Annotated in this window: 14 protein-coding genes and 1 pseudogene; 6 read left to right on the plus strand and 9 right to left on the minus strand. The window is 61.9% G+C overall.

The genetic code is table 11. The features are described from left to right. Nucleotides 1-71: 71 nt before the first annotated feature. The 4 genes and pseudogenes from ACY34H_RS16945 to ACY34H_RS16960 form a co-directional block, all read right to left on the minus strand. Nucleotides 72-590, minus strand: coding sequence for a hypothetical protein (locus ACY34H_RS16945; RefSeq protein ID WP_464978642.1), 519 nt, complete (start codon nucleotides 588-590; stop codon nucleotides 72-74). Continuing rightward, nucleotides 532-1,092 carry an Hcp family type VI secretion system effector gene (locus ACY34H_RS16950; protein ID WP_464978643.1) on the minus strand — a complete coding sequence of 187 codons (561 nt, stop codon included), beginning with the start codon at nucleotides 1,090-1,092 and terminating at the stop codon, nucleotides 532-534. The genes ACY34H_RS16945 and ACY34H_RS16950 overlap by 59 nt, the downstream gene beginning before the upstream one ends. A 320-nt stretch (nucleotides 1,093-1,412) precedes the next feature. After that, nucleotides 1,413-1,990: pseudogene (locus ACY34H_RS16955) on the minus strand (DDE-type integrase/transposase/recombinase); the annotation flags it as partial. 203 nt (nucleotides 1,991-2,193) lie between these two features. Then, nucleotides 2,194-2,826, minus strand: a complete 633-nt coding sequence (locus ACY34H_RS16960; protein ID WP_464978644.1) for an MSMEG_1061 family FMN-dependent PPOX-type flavoprotein — start codon at nucleotides 2,824-2,826, stop codon at nucleotides 2,194-2,196. 87 nt (nucleotides 2,827-2,913) lie between these two features. Here ACY34H_RS16960 and ACY34H_RS16965 point away from each other — a divergent pair, with 87 nt between their 5' ends. Then, on the plus strand, nucleotides 2,914-3,729 hold the full coding sequence (locus ACY34H_RS16965; protein WP_464978645.1) for an AraC family transcriptional regulator: 816 nt from the start codon (nucleotides 2,914-2,916) through the stop codon (nucleotides 3,727-3,729). Between the two features lie 66 nt (nucleotides 3,730-3,795). On the opposite strand, the gene ACY34H_RS16970 is transcribed toward ACY34H_RS16965, so the two are convergent. Next, on the minus strand, nucleotides 3,796-4,209 hold the full coding sequence (locus ACY34H_RS16970) for a hypothetical protein (RefSeq protein ID WP_464978646.1): 414 nt from the start codon (nucleotides 4,207-4,209) through the stop codon (nucleotides 3,796-3,798). A 28-nt stretch (nucleotides 4,210-4,237) separates the two neighbouring features. Beyond that, nucleotides 4,238-4,570 (minus strand): hypothetical protein, encoded by a 333-nt coding sequence (locus ACY34H_RS16975; RefSeq protein ID WP_464978647.1) that lies wholly within the window; start codon nucleotides 4,568-4,570, stop codon nucleotides 4,238-4,240. Between the two features lie 159 nt (nucleotides 4,571-4,729). On the opposite strand from ACY34H_RS16975, the gene ACY34H_RS16980 reads away from it, so the two are divergent. Beyond that, nucleotides 4,730-5,284 (plus strand): DUF1287 domain-containing protein, encoded by a 555-nt coding sequence (locus tag ACY34H_RS16980; protein WP_464978648.1) that lies wholly within the window; start codon nucleotides 4,730-4,732, stop codon nucleotides 5,282-5,284. 1 nt (nucleotide 5,285) lies between these two features. On the opposite strand, the gene ACY34H_RS16985 is transcribed toward ACY34H_RS16980, so the two are convergent. Then, complete coding sequence (locus ACY34H_RS16985; RefSeq protein ID WP_464978649.1) at nucleotides 5,286-6,110, minus strand: helix-turn-helix domain-containing protein; 825 nt, start codon at nucleotides 6,108-6,110, stop codon at nucleotides 5,286-5,288. A 142-nt stretch (nucleotides 6,111-6,252) separates the two neighbouring features. On the opposite strand from ACY34H_RS16985, the gene ACY34H_RS16990 reads away from it, so the two are divergent. The 3 genes from ACY34H_RS16990 (at nucleotide 6,253) to ACY34H_RS17000 (ending at nucleotide 8,269) form a co-directional block, all read left to right on the plus strand. Continuing rightward, on the plus strand, nucleotides 6,253-7,023 hold the full coding sequence (locus ACY34H_RS16990; RefSeq protein WP_464978650.1) for an isocitrate lyase/PEP mutase family protein: 771 nt from the start codon (nucleotides 6,253-6,255) through the stop codon (nucleotides 7,021-7,023). Nucleotides 7,024-7,160: 137 nt separating this feature from the next. Continuing rightward, nucleotides 7,161-7,760, plus strand: coding sequence for a hypothetical protein (locus tag ACY34H_RS16995; RefSeq protein WP_464978651.1), 600 nt, complete (start codon nucleotides 7,161-7,163; stop codon nucleotides 7,758-7,760). A 293-nt stretch (nucleotides 7,761-8,053) separates the two neighbouring features. Beyond that, the gene (locus ACY34H_RS17000; RefSeq protein WP_464978652.1) at nucleotides 8,054-8,269 is read left to right on the plus strand and encodes a DUF3079 domain-containing protein; all 216 of its coding nucleotides are present in this window, start codon (nucleotides 8,054-8,056) and stop codon (nucleotides 8,267-8,269) included. A gap of 106 nt (nucleotides 8,270-8,375) precedes the next feature. On the opposite strand, the gene ACY34H_RS17005 is transcribed toward ACY34H_RS17000, so the two are convergent. Both ACY34H_RS17005 and ACY34H_RS17010 read right to left on the minus strand, forming a co-directional pair. After that, entirely contained in the window at nucleotides 8,376-10,055 is a 1,680-nt protein-coding gene (locus ACY34H_RS17005) for a cation acetate symporter (protein ID WP_464978653.1), read from the minus strand. Beyond that, nucleotides 10,052-10,414 carry a DUF485 domain-containing protein gene (locus tag ACY34H_RS17010; RefSeq protein WP_464978654.1) on the minus strand — a complete coding sequence of 121 codons (363 nt, stop codon included), beginning with the start codon at nucleotides 10,412-10,414 and terminating at the stop codon, nucleotides 10,052-10,054. Before ACY34H_RS17010 ends, ACY34H_RS17005 begins: the two co-directional genes overlap by 4 nt. Nucleotides 10,415-10,630: 216 nt before the next feature. Between ACY34H_RS17010 and ACY34H_RS17015 the strand changes: the two genes are divergently transcribed. After that, a complete protein-coding gene (locus tag ACY34H_RS17015) occupies nucleotides 10,631-11,872 on the plus strand; it encodes a TerD family protein (protein WP_464978655.1) in 1,242 nt (413 codons plus the stop codon). Nucleotides 11,873-12,168: the final 296 nt, after the last annotated feature.

The raw sequence follows: 12,168 nt of genomic DNA on the forward strand, positions 1-12,168 counted from the left end.
CAAGTACCGTCCCTCTTGTTTCTCATCCGTGGCATTAGCCATCGAGCAAAGCGCTATGGCTAGCACACCAATTACAGTTCGGGCATGCATACAAACTCCCGAATTTTGATATGGATATGATCGTCGTGGCCGATCATATACCTCACGCGCGCTAGTGCCTTCGTCACTTCATCGTCATTGAAGAAGACCTTGGTCACCATCGGTTGTTGTAAGAAGAGCCTGAGTAGTTTGATGGTGGCGGCTCTGTCGTAGGTTGAATCTTTATACGAGCATCGAGCGGCTTGCCCAGTCATCTTGTCTTTCCGAATCGGTCGTATATCCATCTCAACCCCTTTCCGATGAGTTTTGTGTTCATACTTACGGCCTTCCGCCAAGCTTATGTTTCCTATGCCGAATTTCCGGTCATCAATGGCCTGCCATTCACGTTCAACGGAGAAAATAATCGATAACAAGTTTGGATGAGCATATTGTGCAAGATGGCCAGTTCCACGAAAACCGCCTACATTTCCGTAGACGTAGTAGCCTGCGCCTTCAGGTGCTTGGGGCAGCATGAAATTGCCGAGCGAATCTTTCGGTTGAATCGGAGCCATGATCGCCTCCTTGAGCGCACTTCACGCCAGCCAGATCCCAACCGCCCGTAGTACATCCACCGCTTCCACCACTAATTTTTTGTTGCGTGTACTTCCACTTCACCTTTGAAAAGCGCAGGCCGATATCGTCGTGCAGCAGCATGCCTTCGCCGATTACCTGATCCATGCTGGCGATCATCACGTTTTCCAACTCCACTTCGTAATACTTGACTGGCTTGCTATTACTGTCAGCGCGCATGAACTCCAGCTTTGCCTTGGAGATGGTTTTGCCCGTCGAGCACGTCTGCATTAAAACCGGTGAAGCGATATCTGCCAGCTTCGAGAACGACAACGTGCGGTGCTCGCAGCGCTCGGCGGTGAGGCCGCCGCCGGTTGAGGCGCTCATACTTCTCGGCTGAACAACGCCCCAGTTAGCTGATGAGATTTCAATCCACCCGAGGTGTGCCGAGTCGGCCGACTCGCCCTTGATTCCATCAATTTGCAAATACACGTCGATGGCCATGTGTGCCTCCATAAGAAAGATGAAGGCTCATTCTTGCGCAGCAACAGTCATAGCTATTTGACTAATAACAGAAGGAAATGGGTAGAGATAGGTAAATGTTCATGCGCCATGCATTGAAGGATAGGACCACGCACGCTACAATTCCTCGTTTTTTCGAGAGTTCGACGCTGCAGCCGATCCATTTGCTGCTCGCAGCTCTCACGCCCGTGCAAGCCCTGCCCAGACCAACCGAAGATCTGGTCTCAGCCGCCCACGCCCAGATCGCCGCCACCCTCGCATGCGATCCAGCTATCAGCGGATTACCTACCCGAACGAAACGGATCGGCGTCTCGTTGCAGGATTACCGCTTTCATGTTGTCGTGCAGAATGCTCTTCGGCACGCCGCCGAACATCGTAAAGGCGCGCTCGTGGCAGCGATAAGCGTCTTCACCTTCATGTTACCGACGAACTCGACGTAGTTAGCACGGCTGGAGCCCAGGGTGGTGCAAAACGCATAAAGTGCCTTGCCGCCGCGGCGGAACTCGACCCAGTCAACCTGCAATTGTTCTCCCATTTGGATTTCGAACCGCACTAGCGGCTAGGCCGGCGCGGTCGGCCGCGGCGAACGCATGAAGGCACGCAGCTGGCTTAGGCTGCCGGTGTGGCCTCGCTCGGCGATCTTGCGCAGCAGAACCATTGCCGGAATCCGGGGCCGCCGCCGCTTGCCGCTCACGTAGATACGCCTCGTGCGGACCGAGCTTGGCCGCGTAACCTTGCGCTCGCACCTCGGCGCTGCCACCCTCGCGCGATGGCTGCACATCGTGTTCACCGCGCATCCCACCTTGGCGGCGATTCGCTGCAGACTCAGACCTTGCCTCTTCAGTATTTCCATTTCCACGTACACCTCATTGGGTATCAAGGCCGCTCCGCAAAAAGCGACCATGGTCTCAGACTGGTGTATCAATTTTCAATCGCTGGGCGGTATCAATTTACAACTGCTGCTGAGATTAGTCGCCGATCGAGACGAACGTCGCGCTCCAAAGTCTCATAAGCCGTTGGTGCCGTGTTCGACTCACGGGAGGCCTACCAGTATCCACGCCGCGCAATCCGACTTCGGCAGCATCAACCATACAAATCATGCTTCACTGCATGGCTGTAATGAGCATCAAGCTGCGCAGCCTCCGCTTCATCGGCCGGCTTGCCATTGGCGGCAGCGTTCATGGCCGTCACCATCTTGCCGGGTGTCGGCAACGCATCGCGGTCCAGCTGCGCATCCGTCTTCCACAAACCAGCGCGATTGATCGCTTTACCGCAGTGAAACAGTACCTCATCGATGGCGATGACAATCGCCGTCTTCGGCCGCTTGCCGCCCTCGCAGAGCGCATCCAGCAGTTCCGGGGTCGTCCTGACGCGGGCACGGCCATTGATGCGCATGAAGATATCCAGGCCGGGAAAGATGAACAGCATGCCGGCGCGGTCGTCCTGTTCCAGATTGCGCATCGACTCGATGCGGTTGTTGCCGGGCCAGTCGGCAAAGGCGACATGGCGCTCGTCCAGCACGCGCACGAAGCCCGGCGGTCCGCCGCGCGGCGACACGTCGAGTCCACGCTCGCTGCCCGTCGCGAGACAAAAGAAAGTTGCGGCGCCAAGGTAGTCGCGGTGAAAGCCGATCAGATGGTCGAGGACGGATTTCTGGATGCGCTCGGCGGGCGGATCGTAAAGGGCATTCAGGTTCGGGAAGGCGGTGTCGGTCATGGTGGTCTCCTTGTGGAAGAGCCACTTTACGGCGCATCGGAATGGCGCATGTACAATAGTCGAGCCAATGTATATCGATTTGACGCCATGAGCGACCTTCCGGTCGACGTCCACTTTGTCACCGAATCCGATGCGCCGCCGGTGATCGTCCTGGCCGGCAGTGACGACAGCGAGCGTGCTTCGCCGCCGCACAGTCACCGCCGCGGCCAGCTGTTCGGCTCGGCGTCCGGTTTGCTTACGGTGGGGTTGGAAACCGGTGTCTGGGTCGTGCCGACGACGCATGCGGTGTGGGTCCCGCCGTACCGCTCGCATTGGGCCCGTTCGCACGGCCTGTTTTCAGGCTATGCAGTCTACGTTGCGCACGACAGTTGTGCCAGCCTGCCAGCGCAGCCTTGCAGTATCCGCGTCTCCGGTCTGCTGCGCGAAGCCGTACTGCGGGCCGCGGCCTGGCCACCGGGGGAACTGGATGCGCAGGGCGAACGCATCGCCGCGGTGATCCTGGATGAAATTCGCACGCTCCCCATCGATGCGCTGGGCCTGCCGCTTCCGCAAGACGCACGCCTGTTGCGCATCGCCCGCGCCATCCTTGATGAGCCATCCGACGAACGCAGCCTGGAAGCGTGGGCCCCTTGGGCCGCGATCAGTGCCCGCTCCCTGAGCCGTCGCTTCGTGCTCGAGACGGGCTTCACCTTTACCGCATGGCGCCAGCGTGCCCGGCTGCTGCGGGCGCTGGAAATGCTGGCCGACGCCGTGCCTGTCACGACCATCGCGCTGCAACTCGGCTATTCGACGCCGAGTACTTTCATCAGCCTGTTCAAACGGACGTTCGGGGCGACGCCGGCGACCTATCGCCAGCGTCTGCAAGGCCTGGGTGACTTGGCACGCCCCGCCGATCCCGCGTAGCGGTTACAGGCTGGACTGCGATGCGCCGCATACAGACGAGTGTATTTTGATGACAGATCAGGTGCGTCACTCACACCCAGCGTCGCCCACTTTTCCCCGAGTGCTTAATCCGGTCGACAGGTCGAAACCGAACGTACACCAGTAGCCAGCCTTTGAATGATGACGGCAAAAAATAGTATCCAAACGGCGTGTGCGAATTTTCGGATTGGCTTCGCAGCGTTCCTCACCTCGAGACATTTCTCTTCGGGCGGGACCGATCGCATGGAACAAATCCCTTGCCGCGCGTCCCTTGATACTGAATGCGACTTTGGTATCACCGGGCGTGGCTGGCCGGGCGCCTCGTTCGCCAGGTTCGCCGCCGTAAATGATGTACTGTCCTGAAAATTTGCCGTACATGTTCTCCCAGGCTGCATGGGCGGTACCGACCACCGCGATCACGCAGCACGACGCGCCGATGGCGACGTGTATTCGCTTCAGCATATCGATCCCGCAATACTTCTGCCTGTGATCAAATCGAAGCCGAAATTGCAGTGGTACCCGTTCTTTGCAGAGAATGTGCAGACGACTTCGGCGCGTTGACGGATGCGTTGATCATCGTCCGCGCCACAAACATCCTTGAGGTCCGGCCCCATCGCTGCAAACATTCCTTTGGCAACCGGGCCTTCGATGCTGAAGCGATATTTCTGCTGAGTTTTGTCGGCGCTGTCGTATCACCCAGGCTGCCGCCGTAGACAAAGTAGCTTCCTTTGACCGGGCGGTACTCGAACGCCCACGACTGCGCACCGCGAGCCAGGACGGCGCTACAAGCCAACAATGCAATGACCAAGGAAATTTTTCGCATGGTTCCCCCTTTCTCAATGCATTGTCGAGCGGTGGACAGCTGTCTAAGTTGGTTTGGCGCAATAATTGCCTATAGGATGGAGATCCGGACTCAACTGCGCAACATCTTCGTTGACCGGACGGCAAGCACCATCCTGCTCAATTTACCCGGGAGACGCCCATGCCGCGCCTGATCATCCTGCTGTTCGCAGCCCTCGTGCCCCTGCACGCCCTGGCCGGCCCCGCCGATGACCTGCTCTCCGCCGCCCGCGCCCAGATCGGCGTCACGCTCGCATACGACCCCAGCTACCAGCGCATCGCCTACCCGAACGGCGACGTGGCACGCGAGCGCGGCGTCTGCACGGACGTCGTCATCCGCGCCTACCGTGCCATCGGCGTCGATCTACAGCAGCGCATCCACGAACAGCGGCGGGCCGGCGGCAAAGCCACCGACCGCAATATCGACCACCGCCGCGTGCCGAACCAGGCTGCGTTCTTCCGCCGTCACGGCACATCGCTCCCGCCCAGCGACAAGCCGGCCGATTACCGTCCCGGCGACGTCGTCACGTGGCGCCTGCAAGGCGGCCTGAATCACATCGGCATCGTTGCCGACCAGGTATCGCCTGCTGGCACGCCACTGGTCGTCCACAACATCGGCGCCGGTGCGAAGCTGGACGACATCCTGTTCGCCTACCCGGTGACCGGCCACTATCGCTACCTGCCCCTGGCCCGATAGTTCAAACCCCGTCCGCCTTCAAGCGCCGGCAAAACGCCGCCGTCTCCTCATCCGCCGGGAAGCACGACTCGATGAATACCTCGTCCAGCGTCACGTCGCGTGGCGTACCGAAGGTCGTGATGGTGGAGAAAAACGCGATTCTCACGCCATGGCGCTTGAAACAGGTGGTGAGCACCGGCGCCGGCGCGGTGCCGAGCTCGCGGTGGCGCCAGTGCGCCGGCACGCCGGGATAGGCGAGCATTTCCTCGAGCAGGCCGGCCGCCTTGGTATCCTCGCGCGAGGCCGCCACCTCGTTGTGCAGGTAGCGCAGCAGGCTGCCGGCGATTTCCTCCCAGTTCTCCACGGAGCCGCGCAGATCGGCGGGATCGAAGAACTGGTGCAGCATGTTAGTGTGCGGGCTGTCGCGCCCGTCGAGCATGCAGCGGTTGAGCCGCTTGGCGGCCTGGTTCTCTATCAGGATGTCCCAGTGGCGGTTGCACAGGTAGGCCGGATACGGCTCCTGCTGGGCAAGTATCGCTTCGACCGCATACCGCATCTGCGCCAGCCGGGGCGTATCCAGTCCGCTTTCGGGGTACTTCGGTGCGAAACCGCCGGCAATGAACAGCGCATTGCGCTCCCGCAGCGGCACCGCCAGCGATTCAGCCAGCCGCACGATCATTTCCCGGCTCGGCTTCGACCTGCCGGTCTCCACATAGCTCAGGTGCCGTGCCGAGACATCCGCCCGCAGCGCCAGGTCCAGCTGGGAGAGGCGCCTGACCAGGCGCCATTCGCGCAGCATCGCACCCACGTCGGTGCCGCTGTCATAACTGATCGATCCGTTTTCCATCCCGCGATCTTAACGAATTGCCCAGCACCATTCCATAACCTGTGAGGTCATGGCGGGGCGCAATCCCCGGTAATTGATCGCCGGGCGGCGCGGCGCGATGATCGGTGGACCAACCAACACCCATCATGAAGGAGCTTCGCACATGAACCAGCAAAACGATCTCGCCCGCCATTTCACCTCCCTGCATCGCAAGGGAGAGCCGCTGGTGCTGTACAACGCGTGGGATCCCGGCAGCGCCAGGGCGATCGCCGGCACCGGTGCGCGGGCGATCGGCACCAGCAGCTGGGCCGTGGCCGCGGCGCACGGCTACGAGGATGGCGAGTCGATTCCGCTGTCGCTGGTCGTGCAGGTCCTTGGCCGGATCGCCCGTTCCGTCACGTTGCCCGTCACGGCCGATATCGAGGGCGGCTACAGCGCCGATCCGCAAGCGTGCGCCAGCAATGTGTCGATGCTGCTCGAACACGGCGTGGTCGGCGTCAACTTCGAAGACCGGGTCGTCGGCGGTACCGGCTTGTACCGGATCGATGCGCAGTGCGAACGCATCGCCGCCATGCGCAGGATGGCCGCGGCGCGCGGTATCGCACTGTTCATCAATGCCCGCACTGACCTGTTCTTCGACGAGCATATGTCACCGCAAGACGGTGTCGACGAAGCGAGGCGGCGCGCAGCCGCCTATGCGGACGCCGGCGCTTCCGGCTTCTTCGTTCCGGGCCTGGTCGACCTGCCGGTCATCGCCGAACTGGCGGCAACCATTGCGCTGCCATTGAACGTGATGGTCATGCCCGGCATGGCAGACAGCCGCGCCCTTGCCGAAGCGGGTGTTGCACGCATCAGCCATGGCCCCGCGCCCTACCTGCAGGCGATGGAAGCCACGCGCACGGCCGCGCAGGCCGTGCTGAAGCCGTCGGCATGAAACACGCCCCGGACGCTTGCACGTCCGGCCTTGTCGATCTAAACAACCCATCCATTCATAGCGGATTTCGCGTCCAAAAAAGATGCCACAACGAAACTAATAATGTATTCTCTAAGAAATTTATTCTTAGGAGAAACATGTTCAAATCGATCCTCGTGCTTGAAGCACCATGGAACAGCGACTCGCTGGAATCCTCGTCCGTCTGGCCCCTGATCCGCGAATTCGCCGCAGTGCGGGGCATCAAGGCATTTCACCAGACCTTTTTCGACAAAGCGTCGTTCGAGCACTGGGTCGAGGCCTATGACAAGGAGGCGATAGCAGGTCCAAAACTGCTGTACATCGCATGCCACGGCAGCAATGGTCAACTGTCCGGGCTATCGAAGAACCTGAACAGGACGTCGATCCAGCAGGCGGTTCAGGCGGCCCGCAACATCAGCTGCGTGCACTTCGGCTCCTGCCTGTTCGGGTCCGAGAAGAACCTGGAGGAATTGATGAACGCCGCGCCGCACCTGCGCTGGGTTGCCGGCTACGACAAGAAGGTCGACTGGGTGGATTCCACGCTGTTCGATATCCTGCTATGGGGCAGGATCGAAAGCCGCGACGAGGATTCCCACCGCAGGAAGACGCATACGCTGGCGAACGAACTGATGGAGCAGGTCGAGGGGCTCACCGATCACCTGGGTTTCCGTTTCCACTACCGCTACGGCGATTCAATCTGGGAACTGAGCGCGGCCTAGTCCGGCCATGCGGTATCCGATGTAAAGGTACATCCATAGCAGTCGCGCTGCACCCTTCCGGTTGCCGTGCCCATGTCCAGGGGCCCCCGCTTGCGGGGCTTTTTGCATCTGCCATGCCCTGGCTCGCCAGGCCGGGGCGCAGCGCAATATCGATGCCGGTTCGGCAGGCCGACGGCTCTCGCGCATGCCTGATCAATTCTTGCCGCGCTTAATCCAGGTTATGGAAATGAACAAGGGTAAAGGCCATCCTGTCATGGGTGCAATTTCAGGGCTGCCGGGCCGGCAGCAAGACCATGAGCAAACATTTCCCGCATCAACCGCCACATCCAGAACGCATCTGCTGGGGGTGCGACAAGTACTGTTCCATCGACGCCCTTGCCTGCGGCAATGGCAGCGAGCGAACGCAGCATCCCTCCGAGCTGTTCGGCGACGACTGGCTGGTGCCGATCCTGCCGTTCGATGCGGCCGAAGCCTCCGGCGATCCGGCCAGGCGATGGCCCGGCGCGTGATTGCGCTCAAGCCTGTGGACTGATTTCCTTCGCCGTACCGGTCCGGCTGGAATGAAAAACGGCCCGGGCGCTCGCACGCCCGGGCCGTCAGCTTCGGTTCAGGGCATCAGTGCGCGTGCGCGCCCGATGCGCCAATGCCGGTTTCCGAACGCACTTCCTGCGCTTCGAAGCCGGCCTTGTCGATGGCGGCGCGCTTGCTCGAGTCGGTGATCGAGAACAGCCAGATGCCGACAAAGCCCGCGGTCATCGAGAACAGCGCCGGCGAGGTGTACGGGAAGATCGCTTCGGCGTTGTGGAACACGTCGACCCACACCGATTTCGACAGCACGGTCAGCGTCACGGCGGTGATCAGGCCGAGGAAGCCGCCGACAGTGGCGCCGCGCGTGGTGCACTTGCTCCACAGGACGGACATGAACAGCACCGGGAAGTTCGCCGAGGCGGCGATGGCGAAGGCCAGCGACACCATGAACGCCACGTTCTGTTTCTCGAAGACGATACCCAGCAGCACGGCGATCACGCCGAGGACAATGGTCGTGAATTTCGATACACGCAGCTCGCTGCCCGGGGCCGGCTTGCCTTTCTTGATCACGGTGGCATACAGGTCGTGCGACACGGCCGATGCGCCGGACAGCGTCAGGCCGGCCACCACGGCCAGGATGGTGGCGAAGGCCACGGCCGAGATGAAGCCGAGGAAGATGTCGCCGCCGACGGCGTTCGCCAGGTGCACGGCTGCCATGTTGTTACCGCCCAGCAGTGCGCCGGCGGCATCCTTGAAGACCGGGTTGGTGCCGACCAGCACGATCGCGCCGAAGCCGATGATGAACACCAGCACGTAGAAGTAGCCGATCCAGGTGGTGGCCCACAGCACCGACTTGCGTGCTTCCTTGGCGCTCGGCACGGTGAAGAAGCGCATCAGGATGTGGGGCAGGCCGGCGGTGCCGAACATCAGCGCCATGCCGAACGAAATGCCGGAGATCGGATCCTTGATGAAGCCACCCGGGCCCATGATGGCATCGCCCTTGTCGTGCACTTCCACGGCTTTGGCGAACAGCGCCGACGGGCTGAAGTCGTACAGGGCCAGCACCGCGAACGCCATGTAGCTGGTGGCGGCCAGCAGCATCACGGCCTTGATGATCTGCACCCAGGTGGTCGCCGTCATGCCGCCGAACAGCACGTACACCATCATCAGCACGCCCACCAGCACCACGGCGATCCAGTAGTCCAGGCCGAACAGCAGCTTGATCAGCTGGCCGGCGCCGACCATCTGGGCGATCAGGTAGAACAGCACCACGACCAGCGTGCCGGACGCCGCGAACAGGCGCACCGGCTTCTGGGCGAAGCGGTAGGCGGCCACGTCGGCGAAGGTGAAGCGGCCCAGGTTGCGCAGGCGCTCGGCCATCAGGAAGGTCAGTACCGGCCAGCCGACCAGGAAGCCGATCGCGTAGATCAGGCCGTCGAAGCCGCTGATGAACACCGCGGCGGAGATACCGAGGAAGGACGCGGCCGACATGAAGTCGCCGGCGATCGCCAGGCCGTTCTGGAAGCCGGTGATGCCGCCGCCGGCCGTGTAGAAGTCCGATGCCGAGCGGGTGCGCTTGGCGGCCCACTTGGTGATGAACAGCGTCAGCAGCACGAAGGCCGCGAACATGCTGATCGCAGTCCAGTTGGTGGCTTGCTTGGTGGCTTCGCCCAGGTCCGGCGCGGCCAGCGCACTGCCGGCCACGGCCAGGGACGCCAGCGTGGCGGCCGTGCAGGTAACAAGACGGTTCATGCGAAGACGGTTCATGCGCGCACCTCCTTCGGTGCGGCATTGGCGGCGCCGGCCGGGGAGGGCTGGCCCGCGGCGGCGTTGGCGTGGATGGCTTCGGTCAGCGCATCGAATTCGCGGTTGGCGCGGCGCACGTAGATGGCCGTGACGGCAACCGTGAACAGGATCACGAACAGGCCGAGCGGCACGCCGCGCGACATGACGCCGTCGCCGATCTTGGCGGCCATGAATTCCTTGTCGAAGGCGTTCAGGGCAGTGAAGCCGTAGTACGCGATCATCACGGCCCAGGTCAGCATCCAGCCGTAGCGGGAGCGGGTCTTGACCAGCTTCTGGTAGTTGGGGTCTTGCTTGACCCGCCGCACCATGTCTTGTTCCATTTTTGTCTCCAATAATTTTAGTACGCACAGCTTATTGATATAAGTCGGCTAAGGTCGATCCTAAGTACCCTTGCTTACCATATGCTTACGCTCGGGATGACCGATGGTCACCTGGATTTTTTTTCCGATGGTTGCGTGTAATGGCAAGATGGAGCGGCCCGGCCGGGCATCGCTTACCATCGTCATTTCCAGTGATAACAAAACGGACCGATACCAATGAAAACCTTCATCCGCGGCCAGAAAGCCAAATTGTCCGATCTCGGCCTGGGCTCCGCCTTCAACGTGGCCATCGACCTGCCGGCGAACGGCATGTCGGTCGACCTCTCGTGCTTCGGCCTCGACGCGGCCGGCAAGCTGGCGGACGACCGCTACATGATCTTCTTCAACCAGCTGGCCAGCCCGGAAGGCGCGATCCGCGTCAACCTGTCCGGTGCACGCGCGGAGTTCCAGCTGAATCTCGCGGCGCTGCCCGCTTCCATCGACAGGCTGGTCTTCACCGGTGCGATCGACGGCAACGGCACCATGCGCGGCATCGGCAGCGGTGCCATGGTGCTGGGCGGCGCGGCGACGTTCGCGCTGTCCGGCGCCGACTTCCAGGAAGAAAAGGCCGTCATGCTGGGCGAGCTGTATCGCAAGGACGGCGTGTGGCGCTTCGGCGCCGTGGGCCAGGGCTTCAATGGCGGCCTGTCGGCGCTGCTGGCGCATTTCGGCGGCACCGAAGCCGCCGCCTCGGCCGCTTCGGCACCGGCATCCGCGTCGGCACCGGCACCGGCACCGGCACCCAAGGTATCGCTGTCGAAAGTCACGCTGGAAAAGCGCGGCGACAAGGTGTCGCTGGCCAAGGGCGCGGCAAGGCGCGGTTTCGGCCGCATCCGCGTCAACCTGAACTGGAACCGCAATCCGTCCGGCGTGCAGCCGGAGCAGAAGAGCGGCGGCCTGTTCGGCATGCTCGGCGGCGCCTTGCGGCCGAAAGGCGCGAACGGCGTCGACCTGGACCTGGGTTGCCTGTTCGAGCTGGCCGACGGCACGGCGGGCGGCGTGCAGGCGCTGGGCGATTCGTGGGGCAGCTTCGACGGTAGGCCCTTCATCAAGCTCGATAGCGACGACCGCACCGGCACCAGCACGTCCGGCGAGAACCTGTTCATCAACGGCGACCAGTTCGACCAGATCCGGCGCATCCTCGTGTTCACGTTCATCTACCAGGGCGTGCCGAACTGGGCCGCCACCGATGGCGTCGTCACGATCGAGGTGCCCGACAACGCGCCGGTCGAAGTGCGGCTCGACCATGGCGGCGCCGGCGGCATGTGCGCCATCGCGTCGATCGAAAACCACAACGGGCAGCTGCAGGTTACCAAGCTGGTGGATTACATCGTCTCGGACGGCAAGATCAGCAACCACGAAGCGATGGACCGCAAGTACGGTTTCGGCCTGCGCTGGGCCCGCGGCTCGAAGAGCTGAACCGCGCGGGCATCTTCCGCTAGCAGCCGGTGCTGATAAGCATGATATCCGGAGGCATATAAGCCGGCCGGCTTCTGGCGGTACATTCTCTTCCCGCCACTGTCGAATTCGACAACGCTCTTCCCCGCGCTGCGCACCGGCCGTTACGCCGGTTCAACGACAGTACAGACACTGATACCACGTTGACGACACGCCATGGCCGCCAAAAGCAGCCATGCGGGTACCTGCGCGCAAAACTGGGGACGTACCCCTGTTTCCAGGAAATGATTGCCTCAAAACAGGGGTACGTCCCCAGT

The organism is Pseudoduganella sp. jia 9 (assembly GCF_055502615.1).

Bases quoted from the DNA above. Each gene is read 5' to 3' on its own strand.
- ACY34H_RS16950 (WP_464978643.1), bottom strand. From the start codon at position 1,092: ATGGCCATCGACGTGTATTTGCAAATTGATGGAATCAAGGGCGAGTCG.
- ACY34H_RS17010 (WP_464978654.1), bottom strand. From the start codon at position 10,414: ATGGAACAAGACATGGTGCGGCGGGTCAAGCAAGACCCCAACTACCAG.
- ACY34H_RS16990 (WP_464978650.1), top strand. From the start codon at position 6,253: ATGAACCAGCAAAACGATCTCGCCCGCCATTTCACCTCCCTGCATCGC.
- ACY34H_RS16980 (WP_464978648.1), top strand. From the start codon at position 4,730: ATGCCGCGCCTGATCATCCTGCTGTTCGCAGCCCTCGTGCCCCTGCAC.
- ACY34H_RS16960 (WP_464978644.1), bottom strand. From the start codon at position 2,826: ATGACCGACACCGCCTTCCCGAACCTGAATGCCCTTTACGATCCGCCC.
- ACY34H_RS16985 (WP_464978649.1), bottom strand. From the start codon at position 6,110: ATGGAAAACGGATCGATCAGTTATGACAGCGGCACCGACGTGGGTGCG.
- ACY34H_RS16975 (WP_464978647.1), bottom strand. From the start codon at position 4,570: ATGCGAAAAATTTCCTTGGTCATTGCATTGTTGGCTTGTAGCGCCGTC.
- ACY34H_RS16965 (WP_464978645.1), top strand. From the start codon at position 2,914: ATGAGCGACCTTCCGGTCGACGTCCACTTTGTCACCGAATCCGATGCG.
- ACY34H_RS17015 (WP_464978655.1), top strand. From the start codon at position 10,631: ATGAAAACCTTCATCCGCGGCCAGAAAGCCAAATTGTCCGATCTCGGC.
- ACY34H_RS16945 (WP_464978642.1), bottom strand. From the start codon at position 590: ATGGCTCCGATTCAACCGAAAGATTCGCTCGGCAATTTCATGCTGCCC.
- ACY34H_RS17005 (WP_464978653.1), bottom strand. From the start codon at position 10,055: ATGAACCGTCTTCGCATGAACCGTCTTGTTACCTGCACGGCCGCCACG.
- ACY34H_RS16970 (WP_464978646.1), bottom strand. From the start codon at position 4,209: ATGCTGAAGCGAATACACGTCGCCATCGGCGCGTCGTGCTGCGTGATC.
- ACY34H_RS17000 (WP_464978652.1), top strand. From the start codon at position 8,054: ATGAGCAAACATTTCCCGCATCAACCGCCACATCCAGAACGCATCTGC.
- ACY34H_RS16995 (WP_464978651.1), top strand. From the start codon at position 7,161: ATGTTCAAATCGATCCTCGTGCTTGAAGCACCATGGAACAGCGACTCG.